The organism is Paenibacillus sp. J45TS6, assembly GCF_018403285.1.
GTDB lineage: Bacteria > Bacillota > Bacilli > Paenibacillales > Paenibacillaceae > Paenibacillus.
The window spans coordinates 77235-101441 of record NZ_BOSJ01000014.1; the positions used below are offsets into that span (position 1 = coordinate 77235).

The 24207-nt window shown below is 40.8% G+C and carries 26 protein-coding genes; 7 read left to right on the top strand and 19 right to left on the bottom strand.

Annotated elements, in window-relative coordinates; genetic code table 11:
- Nucleotides 1–185 precede the first annotated feature (185 nt).
- Nucleotides 186–983, top strand: coding sequence for an undecaprenyl-diphosphate phosphatase (gene bacA / locus KJS58_RS18580; RefSeq protein ID WP_213534728.1), 798 nt, complete (start codon nt 186–188; stop codon nt 981–983).
- A gap of 74 nt (nt 984–1057) precedes the next feature.
- On the opposite strand, the gene KJS58_RS18585 is transcribed toward bacA, so the two are convergent.
- The 10 genes from KJS58_RS18585 to KJS58_RS18630 all read right to left on the bottom strand — a co-directional run bounded on the left by KJS58_RS18585 (nt 1058) and on the right by KJS58_RS18630 (nt 8732).
- Nucleotides 1058–1384, bottom strand: a complete 327-nt coding sequence (locus tag KJS58_RS18585; RefSeq protein WP_213534730.1) for a thioredoxin family protein — start codon at nt 1382–1384, stop codon at nt 1058–1060.
- 34 nt (nt 1385–1418) lie between these two features.
- A complete protein-coding gene (locus KJS58_RS18590; RefSeq protein WP_213534732.1) occupies nt 1419–2327 on the bottom strand; it encodes an aldo/keto reductase in 909 nt (302 codons plus the stop codon).
- A gap of 159 nt (nt 2328–2486) precedes the next feature.
- A complete protein-coding gene (locus KJS58_RS18595) occupies nt 2487–3491 on the bottom strand; it encodes a siderophore ABC transporter substrate-binding protein (RefSeq protein WP_213534734.1) in 1005 nt (334 codons plus the stop codon).
- Nucleotides 3492–3628: 137 nt separating this feature from the next.
- The gene (locus KJS58_RS18600) at nt 3629–4387 is read right to left on the bottom strand and encodes an iron ABC transporter ATP-binding protein (protein WP_213534736.1); all 759 of its coding nucleotides are present in this window, start codon (nt 4385–4387) and stop codon (nt 3629–3631) included.
- A complete protein-coding gene (locus KJS58_RS18605; protein WP_213534737.1) occupies nt 4384–5331 on the bottom strand; it encodes an iron chelate uptake ABC transporter family permease subunit in 948 nt (315 codons plus the stop codon). The genes KJS58_RS18600 and KJS58_RS18605 overlap by 4 nt, the downstream gene beginning before the upstream one ends.
- On the bottom strand, nt 5324–6274 hold the full coding sequence (locus tag KJS58_RS18610; RefSeq protein ID WP_213534739.1) for an ABC transporter permease: 951 nt from the start codon (nt 6272–6274) through the stop codon (nt 5324–5326). Before KJS58_RS18610 ends, KJS58_RS18605 begins: the two co-directional genes overlap by 8 nt.
- A gap of 295 nt (nt 6275–6569) precedes the next feature.
- On the bottom strand, nt 6570–6866 hold the full coding sequence (locus tag KJS58_RS18615) for a putative quinol monooxygenase (protein WP_213534740.1): 297 nt from the start codon (nt 6864–6866) through the stop codon (nt 6570–6572).
- A gap of 11 nt (nt 6867–6877) precedes the next feature.
- The gene (locus KJS58_RS18620; protein ID WP_213534741.1) at nt 6878–7516 is read right to left on the bottom strand and encodes a nitroreductase family protein; all 639 of its coding nucleotides are present in this window, start codon (nt 7514–7516) and stop codon (nt 6878–6880) included.
- Nucleotides 7517–7540: 24 nt separating this feature from the next.
- Nucleotides 7541–8002 carry a MarR family winged helix-turn-helix transcriptional regulator gene (locus KJS58_RS18625; RefSeq protein ID WP_213534742.1) on the bottom strand — a complete coding sequence of 154 codons (462 nt, stop codon included), beginning with the start codon at nt 8000–8002 and terminating at the stop codon, nt 7541–7543.
- Between the two features lie 166 nt (nt 8003–8168).
- Entirely contained in the window at nt 8169–8732 is a 564-nt protein-coding gene (locus tag KJS58_RS18630; protein WP_213534744.1) for a DUF420 domain-containing protein, read from the bottom strand.
- A gap of 410 nt (nt 8733–9142) precedes the next feature.
- Between KJS58_RS18630 and KJS58_RS18635 the strand changes: the two genes are divergently transcribed.
- Nucleotides 9143–10315, top strand: a complete 1173-nt coding sequence (locus tag KJS58_RS18635) for a cation:proton antiporter (protein WP_213534746.1) — start codon at nt 9143–9145, stop codon at nt 10313–10315.
- Nucleotides 10316–10469: 154 nt separating this feature from the next.
- Here KJS58_RS18635 and KJS58_RS18640 read toward each other — a convergent pair whose 3' ends face one another.
- Complete coding sequence (locus KJS58_RS18640; RefSeq protein WP_160035697.1) at nt 10470–10643, bottom strand: GapA-binding peptide SR1P; 174 nt, start codon at nt 10641–10643, stop codon at nt 10470–10472.
- A 130-nt stretch (nt 10644–10773) separates the two neighbouring features.
- A complete protein-coding gene (locus tag KJS58_RS18645; protein WP_213534748.1) occupies nt 10774–11481 on the bottom strand; it encodes a DsbA family oxidoreductase in 708 nt (235 codons plus the stop codon).
- 312 nt (nt 11482–11793) lie between these two features.
- On the opposite strand from KJS58_RS18645, the gene KJS58_RS18650 reads away from it, so the two are divergent.
- On the top strand, nt 11794–13179 hold the full coding sequence (locus KJS58_RS18650) for a phosphodiester glycosidase family protein (RefSeq protein WP_249717623.1): 1386 nt from the start codon (nt 11794–11796) through the stop codon (nt 13177–13179).
- 85 nt (nt 13180–13264) lie between these two features.
- Here the strand turns inward: KJS58_RS18650 and KJS58_RS18655 are convergent, their stop codons facing one another.
- The 6 genes from KJS58_RS18655 to KJS58_RS18680 all read right to left on the bottom strand — a co-directional run bounded on the left by KJS58_RS18655 (nt 13265) and on the right by KJS58_RS18680 (nt 18008).
- The gene (locus KJS58_RS18655; RefSeq protein WP_213534795.1) at nt 13265–13876 is read right to left on the bottom strand and encodes a flavin reductase family protein; all 612 of its coding nucleotides are present in this window, start codon (nt 13874–13876) and stop codon (nt 13265–13267) included.
- Nucleotides 13877–13911: 35 nt separating this feature from the next.
- The gene (locus tag KJS58_RS18660; RefSeq protein WP_213534750.1) at nt 13912–14862 is read right to left on the bottom strand and encodes a ring-cleaving dioxygenase; all 951 of its coding nucleotides are present in this window, start codon (nt 14860–14862) and stop codon (nt 13912–13914) included.
- Nucleotides 14863–14908: 46 nt separating this feature from the next.
- Nucleotides 14909–15307, bottom strand: coding sequence for a DoxX family protein (locus KJS58_RS18665; RefSeq protein WP_160035691.1), 399 nt, complete (start codon nt 15305–15307; stop codon nt 14909–14911).
- A 211-nt stretch (nt 15308–15518) separates the two neighbouring features.
- A complete protein-coding gene (locus KJS58_RS18670; RefSeq protein WP_213534752.1) occupies nt 15519–15953 on the bottom strand; it encodes a MarR family winged helix-turn-helix transcriptional regulator in 435 nt (144 codons plus the stop codon).
- A gap of 147 nt (nt 15954–16100) precedes the next feature.
- Entirely contained in the window at nt 16101–16964 is an 864-nt protein-coding gene (locus KJS58_RS18675; RefSeq protein WP_213534754.1) for an alpha/beta fold hydrolase, read from the bottom strand.
- A gap of 165 nt (nt 16965–17129) precedes the next feature.
- Nucleotides 17130–18008, bottom strand: coding sequence for a helix-turn-helix transcriptional regulator (locus KJS58_RS18680; protein WP_213534756.1), 879 nt, complete (start codon nt 18006–18008; stop codon nt 17130–17132).
- Nucleotides 18009–18143: 135 nt separating this feature from the next.
- Between KJS58_RS18680 and KJS58_RS18685 the strand changes: the two genes are divergently transcribed.
- Together KJS58_RS18685 and KJS58_RS18690 are read left to right on the top strand one after the other, a co-directional pair.
- Nucleotides 18144–19355 (top strand): sugar efflux transporter, encoded by a 1212-nt coding sequence (locus tag KJS58_RS18685; protein WP_213534758.1) that lies wholly within the window; start codon nt 18144–18146, stop codon nt 19353–19355.
- A 185-nt stretch (nt 19356–19540) separates the two neighbouring features.
- A complete protein-coding gene (locus KJS58_RS18690; protein ID WP_213534760.1) occupies nt 19541–20296 on the top strand; it encodes a CPBP family intramembrane glutamic endopeptidase in 756 nt (251 codons plus the stop codon).
- 174 nt (nt 20297–20470) lie between these two features.
- On the opposite strand, the gene KJS58_RS18695 is transcribed toward KJS58_RS18690, so the two are convergent.
- A complete protein-coding gene (locus tag KJS58_RS18695; protein ID WP_213534761.1) occupies nt 20471–21019 on the bottom strand; it encodes a VanZ family protein in 549 nt (182 codons plus the stop codon).
- A 546-nt stretch (nt 21020–21565) separates the two neighbouring features.
- On the opposite strand from KJS58_RS18695, the gene KJS58_RS18700 reads away from it, so the two are divergent.
- Together KJS58_RS18700 and KJS58_RS18705 are read left to right on the top strand one after the other, a co-directional pair.
- Nucleotides 21566–22795: an FxLYD domain-containing protein gene (locus tag KJS58_RS18700; RefSeq protein WP_213534763.1), complete on the top strand. Its 1230-nt coding sequence runs from the start codon at nt 21566–21568 to the stop codon at nt 22793–22795.
- A gap of 12 nt (nt 22796–22807) precedes the next feature.
- Entirely contained in the window at nt 22808–23941 is a 1134-nt protein-coding gene (locus KJS58_RS18705; RefSeq protein WP_213534765.1) for a S1C family serine protease, read from the top strand.
- Nucleotides 23942–24207: the final 266 nt, after the last annotated feature.

The window sequence follows — 24207 nt, forward strand, 5'->3', positions numbered from 1 at the left end:
TCTATATAAGCGCTTACACATCTATACTACTTATTTTATCATAAATTGTAATGTTCAGATTGTCATTATCGACAAATAAATACAGTTTTCATTAGTTCTTACAGGACAAACTATTGAGTACTATATATTGATGAGTACGGAATTTCTCTGATTGCTAATTTACTGATGGGGAAGGGGGACAAGCAATGGATATTTTTTCATCCATTATAATGGGAATTGTGGAAGGGCTGACTGAGTTTCTTCCTGTTTCCTCGACGGGTCATATGATTATCACAGCTCACTTGCTCGGACTCTCTACGGATCAAGAAAATGTCAAAACGTTCGAAGTTGTTGTCCAGCTCGGAGCTGTACTTGCTGTTGTCGTTCTTTACTGGAGAACCTTTGTCGGTTTTTTCACCGTCAAACCTGGTGATCGTGTGATGCCTCGTCTGAACCTGCTTCACATCTTTCTAGCGATGCTGCCTGCTTCTATTACTGCGGTACTGTTTCGTGATGTAATAAAACAATATTTATTTGGTCCAACTACTGTTGTCTACAGCCTCATTGCCGGCGGACTGCTTATGATTGCAGCAGAGAAATGGCACAGGAAACCCACAGCACAAACCGTAGATGATATCACCTACAAGCAAGCATTTATGATTGGACTGTTTCAAATTTTAGCGCTTTGGCCAGGGTTCTCTCGTTCCGGTTCCACGATTTCAGGCGGACTTCTTGCAAGAGTCAGTCATACAGCAGCGGCTGAATTCACTTTTCTTGTCTCCGTGCCTATTATGTTCGGCGCTACCGCTCTCGATCTATGGAAAAGTGCAGACATTTTGTCCGTCAAAGATATCCCTTATTTTGCAATCGGGCTTCTGACTTCTTTCTGTGTCGGTATGCTGGCGATTAAAACATTCCTTTCTCTTTTGAAAAAATGGAAACTTTCCACCTTTGCTTATTACCGGTTTGGCCTTGCCCTTGTTCTTTTGTTTATCATCTTATAAAAATAGGAGCCTCTCCTTTTGCTGCTGATATCAGCCCAAGGAAAAGCTCCTTTTTCATTGTTCATCATCTTGCATTACTGTTTGGATTCCAAAGTCTCTAAGTAATCAGAGATTTGGGTTGGTGTTTTCGCCCATTTACTGTGCAAATGTGCGATTTTCTCCCCGTCTTTGAACACAAGCAAGCTTGGAATACCGCGTACCTGATTTTGTTCTGCAATCGTCAGGAATTTCTCAGCATCCAGAGCAAAAAATTGCTTATCTTGATGCTTGTCTATTACATCACCGATAAAGCGGTCTAGATTTTTACAGTCTGGGCACCAGTTCGTGTCAAATTTAATGACTGTCAGACGGTCACCGTTAATTAACTCCTGATACTGTTCTTCACTTTGAATTCGTTCCATGTCTTTTCCTCTTTTCTTTACCTATAGGATCTTATTATAAATGCTGGGTATATTGATTAGCTCTAGTCAATCTTCTAAGCTTATCTTTTTCTTTATCCGTTAGCGGCTCTGTCATGGAAGCCCCTATATTACTAAGCAATTGTTCCCTGGAGCTAGCTCCAGGAATCACAGTAGCAACAGCAGGGTGTGAGAGCGCATACCGAATTGCTAGCTGTGACATACTCCGTTCTTCCGTAACAAATGCTGCTAATTTCTCGCGAATCTCTTTAATTTGCTCAGGTGTATATTCGAGATACCCTTTTAGAGCTTTATCATCTCTGCCATCTGCCAGTGCACCGCCAGCCACCGGCCCTCTCGCTATGACACTTACCCCATGTTCATGAAGAGAAGGAAACACCTCTTCTTCTCCGCGACGATCCAGCAAACTATACTGATTCATTACACTAACGATCGAAGAATGCTGGGTATATTCCCGAATCACATTCGGACGTATCGACGAAATTCCATAATAACGAATGAATCCGGCTTGCTTTAATTCCTCAAAGGCCTCAATTGTTTCTTCTATATGATCTTCTATCGTACCGCCATGCAGTTGATAAAGATCAATGTAGTCGGTCTGAAGCCTGCGTAAACTATCTTTTACAGCTTCTTTAATATGCTGTTTACTTGGGTCCCAGCGGAGTCCCTCTTGACCGGTCAAACGCCTGTTTCCTACTTTTGTAGCGATGATCACATCTTGTCTGCGCCCTTTAAGTGCCTTCCCCACCAGTTCTTCATTACGTCCGTCATCGTAAATATCAGCCGTATCCAGGAAATTAACACCATGAGCAATCGCTTCATGTATAAGCGGGATCGCTACCTTCTCATCTATTCCTAGTGACATGCATCCGAGTCCAATTTCACTTACCATTAAATCAGATGAACCAAGCCTATTCATTTTCACTTGTGAGACCTCCTTCCAATTATAGAAATAAAGATAAGATGACAATATTAGTATTGTAGCATGAAGAATAAAGAACACAAAAATACGCAGAGGGTAGAAGGTAAACCTTCCTTTACCTGTACCCTATGCGCATCCATCTTCAACTATTAGTCTTTTTAATTATTCTTCAAATGCAGCACTTACTTCTTTTACCATTTCAGATACAGAAGCAAGGCCTCCACCGGACAAGTACCAGTAGTTTGCATCTAGATAAACAATGTGACCTTCTTTATATGCTTTTGTATTCTTCACCAAGCTGTTTTCAACCAAATCTTTAGCAGAAGAAGCTTTTTCGTCAGATGTGATAACACCGCGGTCTACAACAAACAGGTAGTCTGGATCTTTTTCTACAATGTATTCAAACGATACGCTTTGACCATGTGTTGAAACTTCAATCGCTTCATCTACTGGTGTAAAACCAAACACATCATGAATAATTCCAAAACGGGAACCTGCACCGTACGCACTGATTTTACCTTCATTAGCAAGGATGATCAGGGCATTTTTACCGCTTGCTGTTACTTTTTCATTTAGTACCTTAATTTCATCTTCGACTTTGGCAATCTCTGTATTTACTTCTTCTGTTTTGTTAAAAATCTGTCCAAGAACTTGCATGTTTTCTTTGTAAGAATCCATGTAGCGAGTTGTATCTACTCCAAGATAAATGGTTTTTCCGATTTTGCTGAGTTCTTCGTAAGAATCAGATTGACGTCCAGAGATAATGATCAGATCAGGACTAATTTCCGCGATTTTTTCGAAATCCGGTTCTTTCAAGCTTCCTACATTCGCATATTTGGAATCATTATATTTTTCTAGGTATGGAGGAATGTTCGCTTGTGGAACCCCTGTTACTTCAATGCCCAATTTATCGAGGGAATCCAGAATCCCCATATCGAATACGACTACTTTTTCAGGATTAGTCTCAAGTGTGGTTTCACCCAGTTTATGGGCAATCGTTACTTCCGATTGTTGTGCTTGTTCTGCTGTTCCATTACTGCCAGCCGCTGCGTTCGTCTCAGCGCCGCCTTCTGCTTCTTTGGAGTCAGTGCCGCAAGCTGCCAGTACTACCGTAAGCATCATAACCATAACCAGTGTGAAAATAGAAGATAACTTGAATTTTTTCATTACAATCACCTCGTATATTATTTTTTTAATAGTGAATTAAATATCACTTTTTTACACCTGAAGATATAAGACCCCTGCTTATCTTCCTGAATAGGGATTTCAGCCTGCTCTTTTATCATAAGATTTGAGCTGTTTCTTTACCGGAAGTACACGCAGATTTTGTTCCCATCAATGATCTGGACAGGTATATCCATCTCATAGATTTCTTTCAGCACCACAGGATCAATAATTTCATCCGTCGTACCTTCTTTTACGATTTGGCCATCCTTTAGTGCTACGATGTAATCGGAGTAACAGGATGCAAAATTGATATCATGGATAACAATGACAACCGTCTTGCCCAGTTCATCTGCAAGCTTCCGCAGTACTTTCATGATCTGAACTGAATGTTTCATATCCAGATTATTCAGCGGCTCATCCAGCAAAATATAATCGGTATTTTGGGCGATAACCATGGCGATAAAGGCTCTTTGGCTCTGGCCTCCGCTCAGCTGATCCAAAAATTTGTGCTGCATATCCTGAAGTTCCATGTACTCGATTGCCTCATCAACAAATGCCCAATCTTCTTTGGTTAGCTTGCCTTGAGAATAAGGAAACCGGCCGAAACTAACCAAATCACGTATTGTTAATCTTACATTTATGTGGTTGGATTGCTTGAGAATTGCTATTTTCTTTGCAAGATCTCCACTTTTAGAGTTGCTTACATCCATTCCATCAATGAAGATTTCACCGTGATCTTTGCTTATGAGCCTACTTACCATAGACAACAAGGTACTTTTTCCCGCACCGTTAGGCCCGATAAAAGAAGTAATTTTCCCTTTTTTGATGTTGGTAGTTACATTCTCCACCACATACTTGTTACCGTATAGTTTGGATACCTCTTTCACATCTATCACGATTTATTCTCCTTAAGTAGCAGATAAATAAAGTAAACCCCGCCGATAAAATTAATGATGACACTCAGTGTAGTTGAAAAAGTAAAGACTCGCTCAACAATCATCTGACCGCCTACGAGCGCACTAATACTGATTAGCATCGCTGCTGGAATCATTACTTTGTGCTGATAAGTCTTAAACATTTGATAAGTTACATTGACGACAAGAAGTCCTAGGAAAGTAATAGGTCCAACAAGTGCTGTAGAGATGGATACGAGGATCACGACAATGATCAGCATCCGGCGCACAACCAGATTATAGGGAACTCCAAGATTAACGGCATGTTCCCGCCCTAGCGACATAACATCCATATACTTACTGAATCTTGTGAAATAAACACCAATTGCGGCAAAGGCAATAATCGATACAATGACAAGATCTGTATTCACGTTATTAAAGCTTGCGAACATGCGATCCTGCACAATTAAAAACTCATTCGGATCCATAATAACCTGCATAAAGGTCGACATACTCTGGAATAACGTTCCCATGACTAAACCGATGAGAAGCAAGAAGAATAAGTTTCTTCCTTCACGTTTGAACAGCAGTTTATACAAGACCCCTGCAAACATCACCATAAGACCTACCGAAATAATAAAATTCATGTTCTTGCTAAGGGAAGATACTTGTGCTGATCCGTACATAAAAATAATAAAGGTTTGGATAAGCATATAAAGTGAATCAAGCCCGAGCACACTTGGTGTTAAAATCCGATTATTCGTGACGGTCTGGAATATCATGGATGAGAACGCGATGGCGCTTCCTGTTATCACAATAGCGAGAATCTTCATGGCTCTTCTAGGAAGAACATAACGCCAGCTACTGCCTAGATCGACAAAGACAAAGATTCCAATAAGAGCAACAGCAAGAGCAGCGAGAAGTGTAATCTTAGTCTTGTTATTCATAGGCCTTTCTCCTCATCAGCAAGAAAATAAAGATGATACTGCCGAGCACGCCAACCGTTAAACCGATCGGTATCTCATATGGGTATATAATGATCCGTCCCAGGATGTCGCAGATCAATACGAAAATTGCACCCACTAAAGCAGTGTGAGAGAGACTTTTCTTAAGGTTATCACCCATATACATACTCACGATGTTAGGAATGATCAGACCAAGAAAAGGGATCATACCTGCCGTCAAAATAACGACAGAGGTAACCATCGCAACGATGATAAGACCGATATTGACAATCCACTTATAGTTAAGTCCGAGATTGACAGCGAATTCCTCTCCCATACCGGCTACCGTAAACTTGTTCGCATAAAAGTAAGCGAGAATGACAAGCGGTATACTGATATAGATGAGCTCATATTGGCCAGAGATGATCATGGAGAAATCTCCTTGCAGCCAAGAGGAAATATTTTGGATCAGATCGTGTTTGTATGCAAAAAAGGTAGTGATCGAACCGACAATATTACCAAACATGATTCCCACGAGTGGAATAAAAATCGTATCTCTGAATTTAACTCTCTCTAGAATCTTGGTAAATATAAATGTCCCTGCCAGTGCAAATGCAAAAGCAACCAGCATCTTCACTAACGGAGGAGCAGTAGCGAACAGCAACATAGACACCAAAATGCCAAGTTTAGCTGAATCTTCTGTTCCCGCTGTGGTTGGAGAGACAAATTTGTTTCGTGTAATCTGTTGCATAATAAGTCCGCATATACTCATGCTGATCCCAGCAATGAGTAGACTTACAAGCCTCGGTAATCGGCTTTCCAGTAAAATCTGCTTCTGAATCTCATCTAAGTTCAGTAAATGCCAAGGCTGGATATCCTTTACTCCGATAAAAACGGAAAGAAGGGATAAGATGATAAGTAAAATAAATAAGTATCGCTTCTTCATAACCGTTCCTTCCTCTTCTCCGTTTATTCAGGAGGATAGGGTTACTACTTGCATCTGAAAAAAACGGATGAATCATTATGTAGGAAACTCTGGTATTAATTGTCTCAGATAATGATATTCATTATCAATTGGACACAAGATTCATTGTATCATTCCATTCTCATCTGTCAATGCTATTACGCAAAAAATTTGAGTGATAAAAAAAGCGGAGAAACTAGATTAGCTAGTTTCTCCGCCGTCATAACGAATCCTATTATGAATAGACCATTTCTTCCTATCTTCTTAGGCCAATATCTTACTTATTAATAAGCTGACCTGCATAAGCTTGAACATTCAGTGGAGCTGTCAGATATTTTGAAGCTTTGGCTACAAAACCCTGAAAGTGAGCACTCGCATTATGAGAAGCCACAGCTTCTTGATCTCTCCACTCTTCGATCATTTGATAGGTGTTCTCTTGTTCTGTATCCTTAAAAAGCTTGTATGATACATTGCCTTCTTCAGCGCGTGAAGACTCTACTAATTCATTTACTGCTTCAAGAAACTCAGACTCTACAGCATGGTTCACTTTCATTTCCGCATGAATAATAATCATAGTTATCCTCCTCACTTCCACTGTGCAACACGGTCTATTGGCAGACGAGTTGTCTTACGTGCTTCTTTAGCTGCTTTACCGATGGAAATCAGCATTACAGGTACATAACGTTCTTTATCCATTCCAAATGCTTCTGCAATTCGGGATTTATCGTAACCACCGATTGGGTTTGTGTCATATCCATGAGCACGAGCAGAAAGCATGAGCTGCATGGAAACCAATCCGCAGTCGATTACGATCATTTCGCGGAATGCACCTGCTGAAATACGACCAAACAGATCTGTGTAGTTCGCCATGATCTTTTCCTTCACATCTTGTGGCATAAATCCGCGTTCTACTGCACTGCTCATAATTTCGTCAGCATTGTCAAATGCGTTCATGTCTCCAAATACAGCAATGACTGCAGAAGAAGTTTTCACTTGGTGCAAGTTTCCTGGTGCCAGCTCTTCCAGTGTTGCTTTACCTTCTGGGCTGTCAATAACTAGGAATCTCCATGGTTGAAGGTTAACGGAAGATGGAGCAAGTGTTGCCTCCTCCAAAATTTCTGTCATTTCTTCACGGCTAATTTTAACCGAAGGGTCGTACACTCGCACCGAACGGCGGGAGGAAATTACTTCGTTGTAATCTTTAATTACTGTATTTACAGTCATGGTTATAAGCTCCTTTTATCTATATCATTTATTCGTCTTTCTGGGATCTTTCATTTGGTGGATCTGGTTGTTCAGCTTCTGTAATGTTTCAATAAACTGAAGGCGCTCTGCTTCCGTGAGATCAGATTGCAGTTCCTCCATAAATCGTTCTTTTTCCGCTGTAAAAGCCGCTACTTTGTTTTTTCCTTCTTCCGTCAGCTGAACTAACGTAATCCGGTTATCGTTCTCGCTTCTCGTGCGGAGTAGTATCCCTTCCGCCTCCAGTTGCTGAACATGACGCGTCACTGCAGCAGGATCAATTGATACTGCTTTCTGTAAATCCGATTGGCTGATTTCTCCACCCGTCAGTTTACATAAAAGTTCAAGCCGATTAGGACTTACACCCGCACAGCGTTCAAACCGGGTAGCGATGTGCTTATTAAGATGCATAAGCAAATACAATAGGTCTTCCGTACGACATGTAGAAATAATAAAGACCTCCTTCAAATCATTGACTCCTCAATGGTTGATGGGTCAATCATATCCCTTATTTTCTTAAAATGCAAGTTTTTTTGCAAAAAAAACCGAAACGCCTCTATGAAAAGAGACATTCCGGCCTTTTATACATCCATATTTCTTAGACATTATAGAGACTGAATACAACTACTCGGTCTTAATAATAAGGTGCCATCATAAGATACACAATTACACCTGTAAAGCTTACGTAAAGCCAAATAGGCATCGTCCATCGCGCAATCTTCCGGTGTTTTTCTACCTGCATTGTCCAGCCCCACACGAGTGAGAAAAGAGCAAGCGGCACAATGACAGCAGCTAAAAAGCTATGCGTGATCAAAATGGTAAAGTACACAGGACGAATAAATCCTTCTCCCCCAAACTTTGATGTCTCCGGAGAAATGTAATGGAAGGTAAGATAGGTTACTAGAAATAACAATGTAGAAGCAAATGCTGCAATTACAAATCGTTTATGAATCTTAACATTTTTCTTTAGAATAGCAATGAGTGCTGCTAGCAAAAAGATAAACGTAAAACTGTTGAGTACTGCGTTAATCCGTGGAAGTATTGTATAATCAAAATGCACTTCCCCGTTATAACCTACTGGCGCAAAAAAGAGCAGCAATATAATAACATTGGCAATCAATGAAAAACTAATAATGATTCCCGCAAAATTCTTCTTCGTCGTCGGGACGTAGTCACTCTCTTTCATACCTTTGCTCATAACGAACGTTATCCTCCTCTATAGGTAAATCCTTACTTCAATTATAAACTTCATAATAGGGAATTGTTAAGTGACAACACTCTGAACTTTATTCAGGGTATTTTTGTGATGGGATTCTTCTCCGTACTTAAAACACAAACCTATTCATTATACGAAAGGTTTTGATTCTAGGGATGGATACGAATTCCCCTTCCCATTTGATATAAAAAAATGTACAATAAAAACAGTAACGTAAAACACAACACAATTACATATATTGTTCACAGGAGGAGTCTGGCACACAAGGCCCCCTTCTGTCTATTTTCAGGCGTATTTATGGGGATCTTGCGTAAATAGGCTTTTTTTGTGTGTAAACATAAAAACTCCCTCACTGGCGGACAATATAAACCTACTTCGAAAGGGGAACAACGATGGATTTTATATTTATTTTACACCTCGTGCTCATTCTTATTTTCACCAAAATTGCAGGTCATCTATCGGTCAAATTAGGACAGCCTTCCGTCCTTGGTGAATTAATTGCAGGGGTTATTCTCGGACCGGCGATCCTTGGCTGGGTTCAACAAACGTCGTTTATCCATGAATTCTCAGAAATCGGCGTACTTGTTCTTATGTTTATTGCTGGTCTCGAAACTGACTTGGATCAGCTTCGTCAGAACTGGAAGGCTGCTTTAGCTGTTGCCGTAGGCGGGGTTATTTTACCTTTCTTCGGGGGATATGGAGCAGCACTGAGCTTCGGTATGGAGAATCATCACGCCCTATTCTTCGGCCTTCTATTCTGTGCTACTTCCGTAAGTATCTCTGTACAAACGCTAAAAGAAATGAATCAACTAAGTTCAAAAGAGGGTACCACCATTCTTGGAGCCGCTGTTGTTGATGATATTCTCGTTGTCATCTTGCTGGCAATAATGATGAGTGTTCTCGGAACAAGTGGAGAAAGCGTAAGTATTGGTAGTCTTATTGGAAAGAAAGTGCTCTTCTTTGGAGTCATCATTGCCGCGTCCATCTGGGTAGTACCTATAGTGATGAAATGGTTCGCCAAACTGAAAGTAACAGAAACTGTGATTTCTGGCGGAATCATTATTGCACTCGCCTTTTCCTATTTTGCTGAATGGATGGGTATAGCAGGTATTATTGGTGCATTTGCCGCAGGGATTGCTATTTCACAAACCGAATTTAAGCACACGGTTGAAAGCAAGCTTGAACCGATCGCTTACAGTTTATTTGTTCCTGTATTCTTTGTAAGTATTGGACTAAATGTCGACTTTGAAGGCGTCGGTTCTCAGATTGGATTCATTATCGTAATTAGTGTTGTTGGTATTTTGACGAAACTGCTGGGCGGAGCCTTAGGTGCGCGTCTGACTGGGTTTAATGGACGTTCTTCTTTTTCCATCGGAGCTGGTATGATTTCTCGGGGAGAAGTCGCTCTGATCATCGCAGGTACAGGTCTTGCAGCAGGTCTGCTTGATCCTGAATATTACACTTCGCTCATCATTATGGTCATTGTTACAACCCTAGTAACACCACCGCTTCTTAAAATCATGTTCTCTAATAAAAAGGAAGTTAAGTTAGAGAACAACCGTTAATTATATATAAATGAATCAATTGAAATGGATTCAAATAAACAGGCTTATACATCACAGTAAATAAGGATGTATAAGCCTGTTTTTAATTTTTATATGGGTTATTGCCTGGTATCCTGTATCATCATCTTACGTATATAAGAGTAATATAAAGTCATTATTCGTCCATATATTGTTCGTACTCCGTATTCAGTCTTGTTTCTTTGCAATGGACTGAACCGCAAGATGAGTAGAAAATCTGGACACGGTCTGTCTCCTGCACACCGAGCTCACTATAACAGTCCCGACACAAAATCACACCCAGCGGATTAGAGCTCTTGTATTTCTCCACCTAAGTAAACCTCCTCTTTGTTCATTTCTTCTCTTCATATATAGTAAGCGTTATCAATTTTTATGACTCTCCTGTGATAAAAAAAATGCCCAGCAGAAACTGCCAGACATTTGTTATGAGGATCATTTTTTTATTTATCAGGTAAATTGCAAGAATCATCCGTACATAAAGCAGCATCACTGCCTCCGATAACCTTCAGTGGCTGAGATTCAGACCAAGCCTGCGTTAATGCATCTGCAAACACTTGAGGTGGCTGAGCACCCGAAATACCATATTTACGGTCAATTACAAAGAAAGGAACACCTTGAATCCCAAGCTCAGCACCCTGCTTCTCATCTCTGCGTACATCCTCAGCAAAGGTCGATTCTTCCAGAATCTTCTCTACCTGTTTGGTATCCATTCCAACTTCTCCAGCAAGACGAATGAGTACTTCCCTGCTGCCAATATGTTCACCTTTTTCAAAATAAGCGGAGAAAAGTAATTCTGTCATCTCACTCACTTTCCCCTGCTCTGCAGCATAATGAGTTAAACGGTGCGCATCAAACGAATTGGTTGGTTTAATAACGTCAAAATTATAGTTCAGTCCAACCGTACGCGCTTGCGCTACGACATTTTCTGTCATTGATTTTGCCTCTTGAGCAGACATTCCGTACTTCTTCGCAAGACTGTCGTAAGTTGTCTGATCTGTATCGCGTGATTCGTTTGGATTCAGTTCATAACTACGATAAACGACTTCAACCTGATCTTTATGAGGGAACGACTCCAAAGCTTCTTCAAAGCGGCGTTTTCCAATATAGCAAAATGGACACATATAGTCCGACCAAATTTCGATTTTCATTTTACACCCTCCCAAAAATATTGTTACTTACTTATTGTAACTCATTTAGGTGATCATATCATATATCCTTTCTATAAATCCACAAAAGACCTATTTTCATTAGTTACATTTCGTGGATAACACAACTTATCCCTTTAATGTTTCAGATGATTAAATACAAGAATATAGTTGCTATAGAATGATAGTTAACCATAATCAATAACAGTAAATTAATGGTATAAAATAAAAATACATCCTGCCTTGTAAGTAATCCCTCCACACTGACCGATAATAACTTAGATTTCATATTATAAAAGGAGGATTTACTCTTTTATGTCGTCATATTACGCTTATGTAAGAAACTCTATTTTCATTTTATTCACGTCTTTATTCCTGTCATTATTACTTCCTGCCTCACTTTCTTTTCAGATCTCTCATACGGAGGCTGCTCCAGCACCTATTCAGGAAGTTCAATTGACTTATCCCGCCTCTTCCATAACATTAACGATGGATAAACGTCTGCCTTTAACAGCTAAGTTAAAACAATCAGAGGAAGTGCGGGTTGCCTATTCTTCAGGAAATACTAAAATTGCCCGGGTTAATTCTAAGGGAGTCATCATTCCGATCTCTAGGGGTACAACCAACATTAAAGTGACGGTTACTACTCCCGGTTACAAAGGAACACTCTCCTTACCTGTGACCATTAAGAAAAGCACCTCCTCTGCAAAACCGGTATATGCTGCCAAGAAAGTAAAAGCAGCAGGCAGAACATTTACGGTACAGACGGTTACTTTACCTAAAGGAATGCCTGTCACTGCTGGACTAGCTAATGGAAAGGTTGGTGCTACACAGTCCTTATCCTCTATAGTAAATAAGTATCAAGCGCAGGCTGGGATAAACGGAACTTACTTTGAAGCGTACGGCGGCGTACCTGACCCGTATGGGATGATCATCAGTGACGGAATTATCGAACATATTGGTAACAGCGGTACTTCGATTGGGTTTACATGGGACGGATCTGCGGTAATGGATACCCTGCGCGTAAGACTTCTCGGGACCGTAAAAGAGGACCAGGGGCGTTCGCAGAATTGGTATGTCTATTTTGTTAACCGCACTCCGACAAAAGGAAAAACTTCTGCGGTATTATATACGCCAAAACGTGGAACAAACGTTGGATTTGCCTACGGAACAGCTGTAACAGTCCGAAATGATAAGGTCACGAAAGTAGCCAAAAATTCGAATGCCTCTATTCCTAAAGATGGATATGTACTGGTATTTACCGGCACAGAAGAGAGAATGGCAGAGAAGTTTAAGGTAGGTTCCTATGTTGACTACAATATAACGTTCAATAATGCTGCAGGAAAGAAAATCGAATGGGATGACGTTCATACAGCCATCGGAGCAGGACCGAGACTCGTAACGAACGGTAAACTTAGCGTTAATCCGACCAGTGAAGGATTCAGCAGTTCCAAAATTCTAACTGACAGCGGTGCTCGCAGCGCAATAGCTATTAAGAAAGATGGCTCACTGATGCTTGCGACCGTATCTGGAGCAACCATGAAGCAGTGGGGAAGTATTATGCTTAAGCTTGGTGCATATCAGGCTATGAATATGGACGGTGGCGCTTCGTCTGGACTTTATGTTAGTGGAAAAGCAATTACTTCCCCCGGCAGACTGATTAGCAATGGACTTGTTTTTGGGAATTCTCTAGTGTGGTAACATTCTGAAATCAACCAAGTAAGCCTCTTACCATGATGGTAGGAGGCTTACCTCTATCTATATAAGGAGCAGTTTCATTCGTTTATTATTTAGGGCGCTCTAGTGAAAACATCGGACCCAGCTTCGAGTAATGATTCCCTGCAAGGCGGCTAACCGGCTGAAGTTCGTTCGCATCAATTCGGCCATGATCGATTAAGGAATCAGCTACATGAAAACGAACAACCCGGCCGATGATTAAATCGCAGGAAGGAGCACTCTCTGTTCCTCCTAAGGGATACGCTGCTTCAAGCACACACTCCATACGAAATTTTGCCTCTTTTACTCCAGGAACTTGTATTAGGTCGCTTGGAACCACAGTTAGTCCGGCCTTTTCAATCTCACTTTCGGAAGGAGGTAAACTCTCCGCAGTCTGATTAATCTTATCAACATTCATCTCGTCGGTTATATGAACGACAAACGCCTTCTGGTACATTGCATGACGTGCAGTGTCCTTGGGATGTCCATTTTTCCGCTGCACCGAGATCGAGATCATTGGAGGATCGGCGGTTACGATATTAAAATAGCTAAAAGGAGCTCCATTGATCGTTCCCTCTTCCGATAAAGTTGTCACAAAAGCAACCGGTCTCGGAATAATACTTCCTGTAAGAAGCTTATAATTTTCTCTTTCTGTTTGAGTAAGAGGATCAATCGTTCGCATAGACATGCCCATTTGAAAATCAGCTCCTTTTCTACTTACATCTGATCCTGTTCCAGCACACGAACAACAATGGGGATAAGATTCTGTTCAAGCGCAGGGCGCTTATTCTCATACCATTCTGGAAGCATTAAACTTTCACCAAGCTCTGCCTCAGGTTCATCCACAGTAAATCCAGGAGGATCTGTAGCAATCTCGAACAGAATTCCCCCTTGTTCCCGGAAATACAACGCTTTAAAGTAATTCCGATCCTTTACAGGGGTTAGCTCAAATCCGTCTGCTTTTACGGCAGCACTCCAGCGGAGATGATCTGCTTCATCCGTTGCTCTCCAGGCAATATGATGAACAATCCCGGTACCGTTTCTCCCCGGTGCTATCTGTATTTTGCTTACATCAATCAAATTGCCTAAATTTCCTGTTGAGCGGAAACGAACAGCACCCTTATCTTCACCTACTTTGGTCAATCCGAGTGTATTCTCGAGAGTCATCATTGTTTTCTCTGGATCTGTGCTATACAGCAAAGCCCCGCCGAATCCTTTAATGGCTTTCTCAGGAGGTACTCCGCCAAAGGTCCACTGGCTTGCAGGTCCTTCTTCTCTCTCTACAAGTTCAAGCTGTAGTCCATCGACATCTCGGAACTGTACATAACTTTCAGAAAAACGTTCTACCATGGTATATGAAATACCAAATTTATTCAATCGTTTCTTCCAGAACTCAAGTGAACCGACAGGCACTGCATACGTTGTCCAGCCGACCTGTCCTCCGCCTATTGTTCCTTTACGTCCCATAGGGAACGGGAAGAAAGTGATAACCGTGCCCGGGCTCCCTTGTTCATTACCAAAATAAAGATGATAGACATCCGGAGCATCAAAGTTAATTGTCTTTTTTACAAGTCGTAATCCTAGAACCCCTGCGTAGAAATCTACGTTTTTCTGAGCGTCCGATACGAAAGCTGTTATATGATGAATTCCTGCCGTTTGTTGTCTCATCTTGTTCACCTCTTCTAATATAGTAAGTTCATCCTATTTATTCGTTTTACTGAATCAAAGCATCAATAGAGTAAGCTCCTGCCCCTGTAAAAGCGACACCGATCAGCACTGCCATGAGAATGACATTAAGCTCAACACCATTTGCTGTTGCCCAGAAACCATTGGGTCCATGCACCTTGACCATGGCTACAATCATCGTAAGTGCAAGCAGTACAGCGACAACTGGAGTGAAGAGTCCTGCTGCAAAAGCAATCCCGCCTACGAATTCAACAAGTCCTGCCATTACAGCTGCAGCCACCCCTGGTTTAATTCCAATGGACTCCATCCATCCCCCTGTACCTTTCGGTCCATAACCGCCAAACCAGCCAAATAATTTCTGTGCTCCATGTGCTGCAAAAATAAGTCCTACCACCAAGCGAATAATTAGCAATCCTGTTCCTACCATTTGTAATTCCCCTTTTCTTTGTTCGTTTATGTGTTTGAAATATATTCATCAACGGTTAGTTTAGAATCATTTATCTTTAATTTAAGATATTTACGTAAAAAAAAATAGATTCTTCTTCCTGTTGATTGTTACTTTGATCAAAATCACCAGTACAGTGATCTACAAGTTTAACACCGGCTTTTGCTATTCTCTTATGTAATCGTATGAGCAGCTAAGTGTTCTGAGCGGATAAACCAAGTTTCTTTAGCAAATCAATTACCTCTACCTTTTCTTCATCAGTCAGTCCGGTCATTGTGGATTCGATTACTTTCTGGTGTGCTGGAAAGATTTCATGAAACATTCCATTTCCCTGTTCCGTAATCTCCGCGTAGGTTACCCGGCGGTCAGACGGACAAGCAACCCTTCTAAGAAGCCCTTTGTTCTCAAGCTTATCCGCAGTATAGGTAATGCCACCGCTCGTAATCAGCAGCTTCTCGCCCATTTGCTGCATAGGAATTTTTCCTTTATGGTACAAAAGTTCCAACATCGCAAATTCAGTCTCAGATAATCCATGTCTCTTCATATCCTTTACTGCTTGTTCCATAATTACCCTGTAAGCCTTAGAGAGAATAACGAACAATTTCAATGATAATGAGTCATTATTCATTACGTTCATCCCTCTCTCATAATTTATCTTAAATTTAAGATATTATTAATATACATCCTTTTTATCTAAAATGCAACCTTCTTTTTTCACCAAAGAAATAAGCCGAATCCTCCCAAAGAAGAAAATAGAAAAGGAATCGGCCCATTTTTATTTTGACACGGCATTTTCATGCTCTATATCTTCGCCTCTATGAAGCAAATCCTCCGTGTTTAGAAAAAGCAGAAGTTCTTCATTAAATTTAGCCTGCTCGTCAAACATCATGGCATGACCGCTTTCTTCAAACATGATCAGTCTGGAACCAGCAATTGCTTCACTTGTAAGTTTAGCCAGATTCGGTTCACAGATTTTGTCCTTTGCTCCATGAAAAATAACGGTCGGCACCTTGATTTTAGACAAGTCCGAACGCAAATCTTCTTCCCGTAAAGACAAAGCTGCCTTAACTGTTCCATGGTGCGAAGCTTGTAAACAAAGAGATTGGAGCCAAATCATCATACCTGCTTTTGTTTTGGTTTTTGTAAATTGAAGTCCTAATTTAGTCAGCATCTTCGGCCGATCTTCAAAAGCAGCAACAATCATCTGTTCGGTGAACTCCTCAGGATTCATTCCATAATCAAAATCATCTCGTTTCGTAAATACCGGTGCTGCTGCTCCTGCCAATACGAGACTTTTAATCTCATGTCCGTTATGCCGGGCCATATATCTTATCGCAACCGCGCCCCCCATGGAGAAGCCAAACAATGTAGCACCTGTAACTCCGAGCTCATCAATAACCGTCCTTACATCATCGGCAAGCCGATCGTAGGAATAGCTCTCCCATGGGGCATCGGACTTACCAAATCCACGAAAATCAATACCAATACAACGATATCCATTAGCGGGCAAACGAGAAAATTGATATTCAAACATTTTATGATTAGCAGGCCATCCATGAAGGAAAATAACAGGAGTACCTTCCCCTATATCTTCCACGTAAATTTTTACGTTTTCTTCGACTTGTATATAGCGTCCCATCGTTTCTCCTCCTAACAGGAATAAATAAACTCCGATCCTTTTTACTGATATAACTTTCCCTTATCATCACGTAGTTTCTGAACTAACCTTGTGAGTATATTTAACCTTGGTCTGATGTATCCAAACGCAGCAGGTAACAAAGGAAAGAAGCATTCCTGTTTAGGCTTAGGAACGGAGAAACCGATAAGCATCCGGCGAAATTCCGGAAAAAGTCTGTATCGTACCATGGTGCTGATCGTCTCTTCCAACTAAAGCAGGGCGTTTACGGAACTCGCTTGGTGAACATCCCACTTTTTCTTTAAAACATTTATGAAAATAAGAGTACGTACCGAATCCGCAGGAGTATGCAATACTTTCTAGACTTGCTTCTGTATACTGAATCCGCTCGATAGCATGAGACAGACGGATCTCACCAGCGTATCCGATGATTGTATAACCCGTGACCTCTTTAAATAGATGCACAGCTCTCGATACACTCAGTCCAGCATGATGAGCCACTTCTTCCACCCGGAGAGGACGAAGTGCATGATCATTAATATATTGCTTCATCTTGACAACCAGTTCATTACTCCGAACGGAATCCTGCCCTTGCTTCTGACCAGTGACCCATGTTACCTGATCCATCGTTAGTAGTAACGTACATAACAAGTGACCTATGATCTCCTGGTTGTTCTGACTTACACGGTGCTGTTCGATGGACAACTGCTGCCATAGATACAAAAGATGATCATCTAATGGAATTCGCTTTAGCGTATCGCGCTCATGTCTTCTCCACCATTCGTCCATCCAGCTTCCGTCACACAGTAAAAAGTAGTCTCCACTTTCCGTATCCTCCCCCTCTTTTCCTACCCTTAAATGATAAGGTTCCCCTGGAGGATACATGAGAAGATCTCCGGGTGAAACTTGTTTCATTTCTCCATGAACTAGAGCTTTTGCAAAGCCCAGCACCTGAAGCCGAATTAAATAGAATGGGGGTGGATTATAAGATGTTTTAAAAGGACGATTATGTAAAGAATAAGAACAAGCATGTAATCTTATATCCATCGTAAAATAACCCCTTTAGCCAAATAGTTGAGGTTTTCAGTTAAATACCGTATATATTATTATTGTCTTTTTCAAGTATACTATAACGCGATTGACTATCTAATTCTAAACAACATAGAGGAGTAACTTATTATCATGATAAAAAGACTCACTGAACTATTTTCTATTCCTTCTTATGCCCTGCTCTTTTTGTGTATGCTGCTGCAGGGAATGGCTATCTCACTCAGTGCACCCTTTCTATCGATTTATTTTACAGAGCAACTCGGTGTATCTGTAGGCGTATTTGGTGTTTTTCTTGCTGTCACTTTAATTGCCGGGATCTGGGTCAGCATACTTATTGGGAAACGTTCTGACCTCGGTTTGAATCGGAAACATATCTATATCGTCTCCACCCTCTGTAATGCCTTGGCTTTTAGTGGATACTTGCTCATTAAAGACTTTACCATCCTGTTCATATATATGACCGTGTTCACAGCCCTTGGTGCACCGGGTATGCCCCAATTGTTTGCGATTGCTAGAGAAGCAGTAACGAAGAGCCAGTCTACTGATCATTCATTTGCTAATTCTACCTTACGTTCTGCCTTCTCACTTGGTTTTATTACAGGTCCATTATTCGGTACCCTGCTTCTAGAAGTTGTTGGTTTTAGTGGCATTTTCTCAGGGACGATCGGCATTTTTCTTCTTGTCGCTTTTCTCGTCTTTACATTCCTGAAATCAAATGTTGAACTAAAGACCAGCGGCACAGGAAGTACGGCACAAAGTATACGACTGCATCAAAATCGGACGATCTTGTTTCCTTTTCTTATCCTGACACTGCTTTATATAGCTCACTGGATGAGCAGCCTAAATACGGCTCTCTTTATTACTAACAATCTAGGCGGGACAACAACAGATGTCGGTCTTGTCAGCAGTATTTGTGCTGCACTGGAAATTCCTTTTATGATTATGCTGGGTCTCCTAGGCTCAAAATATAGTAACCGTATCCTGATGTTGTATGGGGCTATTCTCGGAGGAGCTTATTATCTCGTTGTCGTCATCTCAGGTGAGATGTGGCAAATGCTTGCTGCACAGTTACTCCTTGCTTTCTTTGTTGCGGTTATCTCTGCCATCGGCATCAGCTATATGCAGGATCTGCTTCCAAGCATGCCTGGATACGCATCAACGCTCTACTCCAATTCATCTACGATTGGCAGACTGGTGGGCAGCCTTGTTGGCGGGGGAGTAGCCAGTATTGTAGGGTACCGTTATTCATTCTTGCTCTGTTTTGTACTTGTTATTGTTGCAGCCATCATGCTTGTAGTAAGCGAACGACACTCGAAAAATGGGACACAGGAATTAGCGGTATAAAATTCCGTCTCCACTATAAACTTTCCGATAACTCGCTCATTCTCTTTTAGGAGAGGATGGGCTTTTTTATGTAAAAATTTATACATTTAACTTCTTATAACAGAGATTTTAGAATATAATTAAAATAGATAGTTATTTAACAATTTATTTTAATAACTAAATTATACATATCGGGGGCAGTCATTTTGCGAACAAACACAAGGATTATTCTCAGTATTATTGGGCTCGAATTATTATTAATGGTCTTCTTTACAGCAAACGGAGCCTTTGTATCCATTACTTCTCCTGAGAGTCCTCTGCTTCAATTTATTGGGGTGATCCCGCTCGCACTTGGTATTCTCATCTATTTGCTTGTGGGGAACAAGTGGAAATACTATTTCTTTACCTCCCACTCTTCAGCTAAAAAAGCTTTACTTTACTCCTTGCCGCTGATCCTTGTACTTATCCTCATCGCTTACGGAAATCACGGGCTGAACACCTCCTCTTTACCTGATCTTTTTATCATGCTCCTTATACAGATTCTAGTCATTGGTTTGGTAGAAGAAATGTTCTTCCGTGGCTTTATGCTTAGGCTTCTCCTTTCCAAAGGCTTTCGTGTTGCCGTCTTTACGACGAGCTTTCTATTTGCAATTACCCACTCTCTTCAGCTGATTGGCGGGCAATCTCTCATTGATACCCTTTTTCAAATTATTTATGCATTTATGGTCGGACTGGTCCTTTCCCTGCTTGTTGTTCATTGGCAATCCATCGTCATTCCTATCCTCTTTCATGGACTGAATAACTTCCTTCAATTTATGGGTAATGCTATGGGTAATGCGAATGAACCTGCCGCTATAGATTACCTCATTATTTTCATTATGCTGGTGTATTCTATCTATCTATGGCGAGGTATGGCTGCCAAAACAAAGAACATATCTGATGCCTGGAACGTAAGTATGTGAAAGATTAATGTACATACAACAGGGCTCTTTCTACATACCGACTTCATGGTGTTAATCATTCATGTCATTTATTGTCTATAGGGTTAATAGTTAATGAGCCTAATAATTCGTTGGATTAACCACACTAATTAATAAGGTGATTGTTTTATACATTTAATACTAAAAGCCTGCCACTTAGTGGCAGGCTTTCTCCGCTTTGACTGGTGCTGATAAAGAAATCGTAAGATGAAAGACTTCTTTTATCGCAACACATAAATAATAAGCTATATACCCTGCAACACCGCCAAGCGTGTTTAGCAAGAGGTCATCTACATCAAAGTTCCCCATTGAGAGTATAAGCTGTAGACTTTCCAGACATAGGCTCATTCCAAACGAGCCAATTAATACAACAATTCCCGAGCTTGCTTTCTTTATTCCCATCGAAACTAAAAAACCAAACGGAATAAAGATAACAAAATTTCCTATTATGTTAACTATATTTCGGAAGTTAAGGTGAGCTGCCTGCCGTCTCAGTGTTCTGAATAGATCTAGATTAGCCGTATCCAATCGGTCTACAAGAGAGCCTGGGTCTAACAGTGTTTGATGAATTTTGCTGAGCAAAGGCCATATTTCAATTGAACCAAACTTGAACAATATGACTTTAAATAAAAAACAAATATATAGCAGTAATACTATCCAGACAAGATATGTTTTATTTTTTCTTTGTTCCGTCTGTTTTTGCATCTTGAATTCCTCCCGCCTTGTTATTTTCATTATTAGGATTTAAGAATTGTTCAAACTAATAGACTTCACTTGGATAAGCAAAAAGCCCACGTCTTCACCAATCGTTCCCCATTGTTCTTGATTATAGAATAGTAGAAACATCTTAAATAAAGAGTAGATTATATTTTAAATTTTTCTTAAATTTATTGTTTATTAGTCATCGGTTGGACTATTGCTAGAAGGCGTAAATCAAACACACTTGGATTATATTATCTCTAATGCGATCACGTGTTTCTCCCTATAAAAATCCTCAGCCTATGTCTTCTTTTGTCGGTCTATCCTTCAGTTCTTCATCTGCATTTTACATCTGACACTACTAACTTAATGACAAAAACTATTGTTTAGATAAACTATTAAATTTTCCTTCTCTCTTAATTCCACAATATGGTATATTAAAACAATGATCTAGGTATATAGAATCATTAATAATACTTATGACCTAAGCATTCATAGTGCCAGTGTTCTATTTTGCTGCCGGTTATAAAAAATCAGGCTGGAGGTAGCAAGGTGTATTGTCATCAATGTGGGGCAAAATGTACTTCAGAACAGAAATTGTGTAAAATATGCGGGGCAAGATTATTAACCACTGATTTACAAAAAGCTGTTATTGAATTAGCAGCGGGTAGTGGGCTGAGCAAGTCGGAAGCTAATACCGATCCTAAGAATCAGAAAACAGAGCCACATAAAGAGAAAATTAGTGTTTTCCATTGGCTAATTCCTCTTCTTCTCGCTGGAGTGGTGAGTCTGGGTTTACTAATTTTTTATCAGTATGAACAATCTATAAACCAAGAAACTTTGGGTTTACAGCTGCAGGCGAAAGAAGAGGCACTTGACGGCAATTATTCAAATGCCGTTAATCTGCTGGAGCAGGCTGAACAAAAACGCCCTAATTTCGCCGCGCTGACGCGTGATCTGGAGCTTGCAACCAAAGCAGCTCAGCTTCAGACGAAGCTTGATAACGCTTCTGCGCAGCTAAAAACACTGAAATTAAATGAAGGTGAGAAGCTCCTGAAGCAAGTTCAAGCCACCATTGGTAAACGAAAAGAACCACTGTTTGAACATCTTCAGAAAGAACTCGCAGCTGATCAGGACAAATTGGCGGTTCTTCGAGTCAAAGGTGAGCTGGATAAGCTGACCACAGTGGATGAGCTATCCGACAAACTCGACAAAATTAATGGCCTCAGTGGAAAAGAAGCAAACGCTGTTAAAGTGCAAATTATTAATAAAATTGTAGGTCTTAGTTATACTTCCGCGGAAGAAAAACAGCGAAAAAAGGATTTTGTCGGTGCCCTAAATGTTATCGATAATGGGCTTTCCTATGATTCAGATAATGAGAAACTTACAGTGTACCGGAAGCAGATTGTAGAAGCAAAGCGAGAGTTTGAAGAAGCAGAAGAAGAGCGTATACAACTTGCTCAGCAGAAAGCAGAAGAAGAAGAGCTAAACAACCGCACAACTGCGGTTGAAGTAAATGATCTCAAAGCTATGCTGGACGATTATGGCGACCTATCTATCACCGGAATCGTCACGAATACGGCGACTCGTCCGATCTATTCAATCAGCATTGATCTTGCTATTTACAGCACCTCCTCCGGTGCCTACATCGGCAATGCATATGCTGACGTTTCTCCTTTTAGACTGGAGCCGGGTGAATCCGGGCTATTCTCAACCTCGAATTACGGGGTATACGAACAGGCAGAAATTTCGGTAACCAACGTATCTTGGTATTTAGAGTAGGAGGCAAAAAGCATGAGTAAAGGAGTATGGATCAGCACACTGACCTGCTTAACCATCCTCGGTTTAGGAGGCGGAGGAATGTATTTTATTCACACATCGGCAGAGAACCATCTGAACGGGCAACCGCTGCTAGCCTTACAGACTTCAACAAAAACCACAACAACGACTGCAGAGAATAAAACAAAAAAAACACGCAAAGAGATTATAGAAGACAGCCAGAAACGTGTTGTTACCATTGAGAGCGGAAACAGCCTTGGTTCCGGGTTTCTGTATAACAAACAAGGTGATCTCTTAACCAACGCCCATGTAGTAGATGGTTCAAAGCAAGTTACAGTACGTACCTTGTCTAAGGAAGAATACGAAGGGACCGTGATTGGGATCAGCACAGATACAGATATCGCTGTAGTACGTGTGCCTGAATTAAAAAAACTCTCTCCTCTTCCTTTAGCTGAAGAAGGAAAAGCAGAAATTGGTGATGAAGTACTTGCGCTTGGCAGCCCCCTCGGATTAGAGAACACGGTAACTACAGGAATTGTTAGCGGCCTTGATCGAAGCTTTGATAGCGCTCCATATACATACAGTAATCTATACCAGATTTCTGCACCCATTACCCACGGTAATAGCGGCGGACCACTCATTAGCAGCGATACGGGAAAAGTACTGGGCATAAATTCAGCAATTGCAGGTGAAGATTCTACCATTGGATTTAGCATCCCTATTCCCAGCATACTTGAGCAGGCAGCAGAATGGTCCAAGACACCCATGACTGAGCTTCCTAACTTACCGAATGATGACTACGATCCTAACAGCGATGTACAAATAGGAGACGAGCGAGATATTGTCACATACTTTTACCAAAGCCTGAACGATGGCGATTATGTCACCGCATACTCTCTTCTGGGAAGTGATTGGCAAAGTGGGATAAGCTATGAGGATTTTCGGGCAGGTTATCTAAATACGGGGTATATCAATATCGGACCTGTTACTCTTCAAGAAAAGACAGATGAAGCTACAGTAGAAATTGAAATTACAGCGGAAGAATGGCGCGACAGCGGTACCATATATCAAAATTACCGGATGAGTTACACAGTCGGTTATGAGAATGGTGATTTGAAGATACTTCATGGAAAGGGAAAAAAGATATAAAAAACTGTAAATTAGCACATTAAATTTTTTCGAAAAGCACTGCTATAAAAAGATGTTCTTAAGAAATATCCAATTGAGAAAAGAAAGATTTTACATACGTTTAAGTCTAATTAAGAACGTCCACCGGATCTTTTCGGTGGTGTTCTTATTTTTTTAATATAATTGTATGCTTCTTCACCTATTCCTGTCAGTTTCTAACTTAGTTATAAAGCGAAAAATACCGTCGTATTAAAGGACAAGAAGAGCCGAGCAAATGTCAGGAAATA

Excerpts from the sequence above, each read along its gene's own strand:
- bacA (WP_213534728.1), top strand. The coding sequence starts at position 186 with ATGGATATTTTTTCATCCATTATAATGGGAATTGTGGAAGGGCTGACT.
- KJS58_RS18585 (WP_213534730.1), bottom strand. The coding sequence starts at position 1,384 with ATGGAACGAATTCAAAGTGAAGAACAGTATCAGGAGTTAATTAACGGT.
- KJS58_RS18595 (WP_213534734.1), bottom strand. The coding sequence starts at position 3,491 with ATGAAAAAATTCAAGTTATCTTCTATTTTCACACTGGTTATGGTTATG.
- KJS58_RS18605 (WP_213534737.1), bottom strand. The coding sequence starts at position 5,331 with ATGAATAACAAGACTAAGATTACACTTCTCGCTGCTCTTGCTGTTGCT.
- KJS58_RS18610 (WP_213534739.1), bottom strand. The coding sequence starts at position 6,274 with ATGAAGAAGCGATACTTATTTATTTTACTTATCATCTTATCCCTTCTT.
- KJS58_RS18615 (WP_213534740.1), bottom strand. The coding sequence starts at position 6,866 with ATGATTATTATTCATGCGGAAATGAAAGTGAACCATGCTGTAGAGTCT.
- KJS58_RS18620 (WP_213534741.1), bottom strand. The coding sequence starts at position 7,516 with ATGACTGTAAATACAGTAATTAAAGATTACAACGAAGTAATTTCCTCC.
- KJS58_RS18630 (WP_213534744.1), bottom strand. The coding sequence starts at position 8,732 with ATGAGCAAAGGTATGAAAGAGAGTGACTACGTCCCGACGACGAAGAAG.
- KJS58_RS18635 (WP_213534746.1), top strand. The coding sequence starts at position 9,143 with ATGGATTTTATATTTATTTTACACCTCGTGCTCATTCTTATTTTCACC.
- KJS58_RS18645 (WP_213534748.1), bottom strand. The coding sequence starts at position 11,481 with ATGAAAATCGAAATTTGGTCGGACTATATGTGTCCATTTTGCTATATT.
- KJS58_RS18650 (WP_249717623.1), top strand. The coding sequence starts at position 11,794 with ATGTCGTCATATTACGCTTATGTAAGAAACTCTATTTTCATTTTATTC.
- KJS58_RS18655 (WP_213534795.1), bottom strand. The coding sequence starts at position 13,876 with ATGCGAACGATTGATCCTCTTACTCAAACAGAAAGAGAAAATTATAAG.
- KJS58_RS18660 (WP_213534750.1), bottom strand. The coding sequence starts at position 14,862 with ATGAGACAACAAACGGCAGGAATTCATCATATAACAGCTTTCGTATCG.
- KJS58_RS18665 (WP_160035691.1), bottom strand. The coding sequence starts at position 15,307 with ATGGTAGGAACAGGATTGCTAATTATTCGCTTGGTGGTAGGACTTATT.
- KJS58_RS18670 (WP_213534752.1), bottom strand. The coding sequence starts at position 15,953 with ATGAATAATGACTCATTATCATTGAAATTGTTCGTTATTCTCTCTAAG.
- KJS58_RS18675 (WP_213534754.1), bottom strand. The coding sequence starts at position 16,964 with ATGGGACGCTATATACAAGTCGAAGAAAACGTAAAAATTTACGTGGAA.
- KJS58_RS18680 (WP_213534756.1), bottom strand. The coding sequence starts at position 18,008 with ATGGATATAAGATTACATGCTTGTTCTTATTCTTTACATAATCGTCCT.
- KJS58_RS18685 (WP_213534758.1), top strand. The coding sequence starts at position 18,144 with ATGATAAAAAGACTCACTGAACTATTTTCTATTCCTTCTTATGCCCTG.
- KJS58_RS18695 (WP_213534761.1), bottom strand. The coding sequence starts at position 21,019 with ATGCAAAAACAGACGGAACAAAGAAAAAATAAAACATATCTTGTCTGG.
- KJS58_RS18705 (WP_213534765.1), top strand. The coding sequence starts at position 22,808 with ATGAGTAAAGGAGTATGGATCAGCACACTGACCTGCTTAACCATCCTC.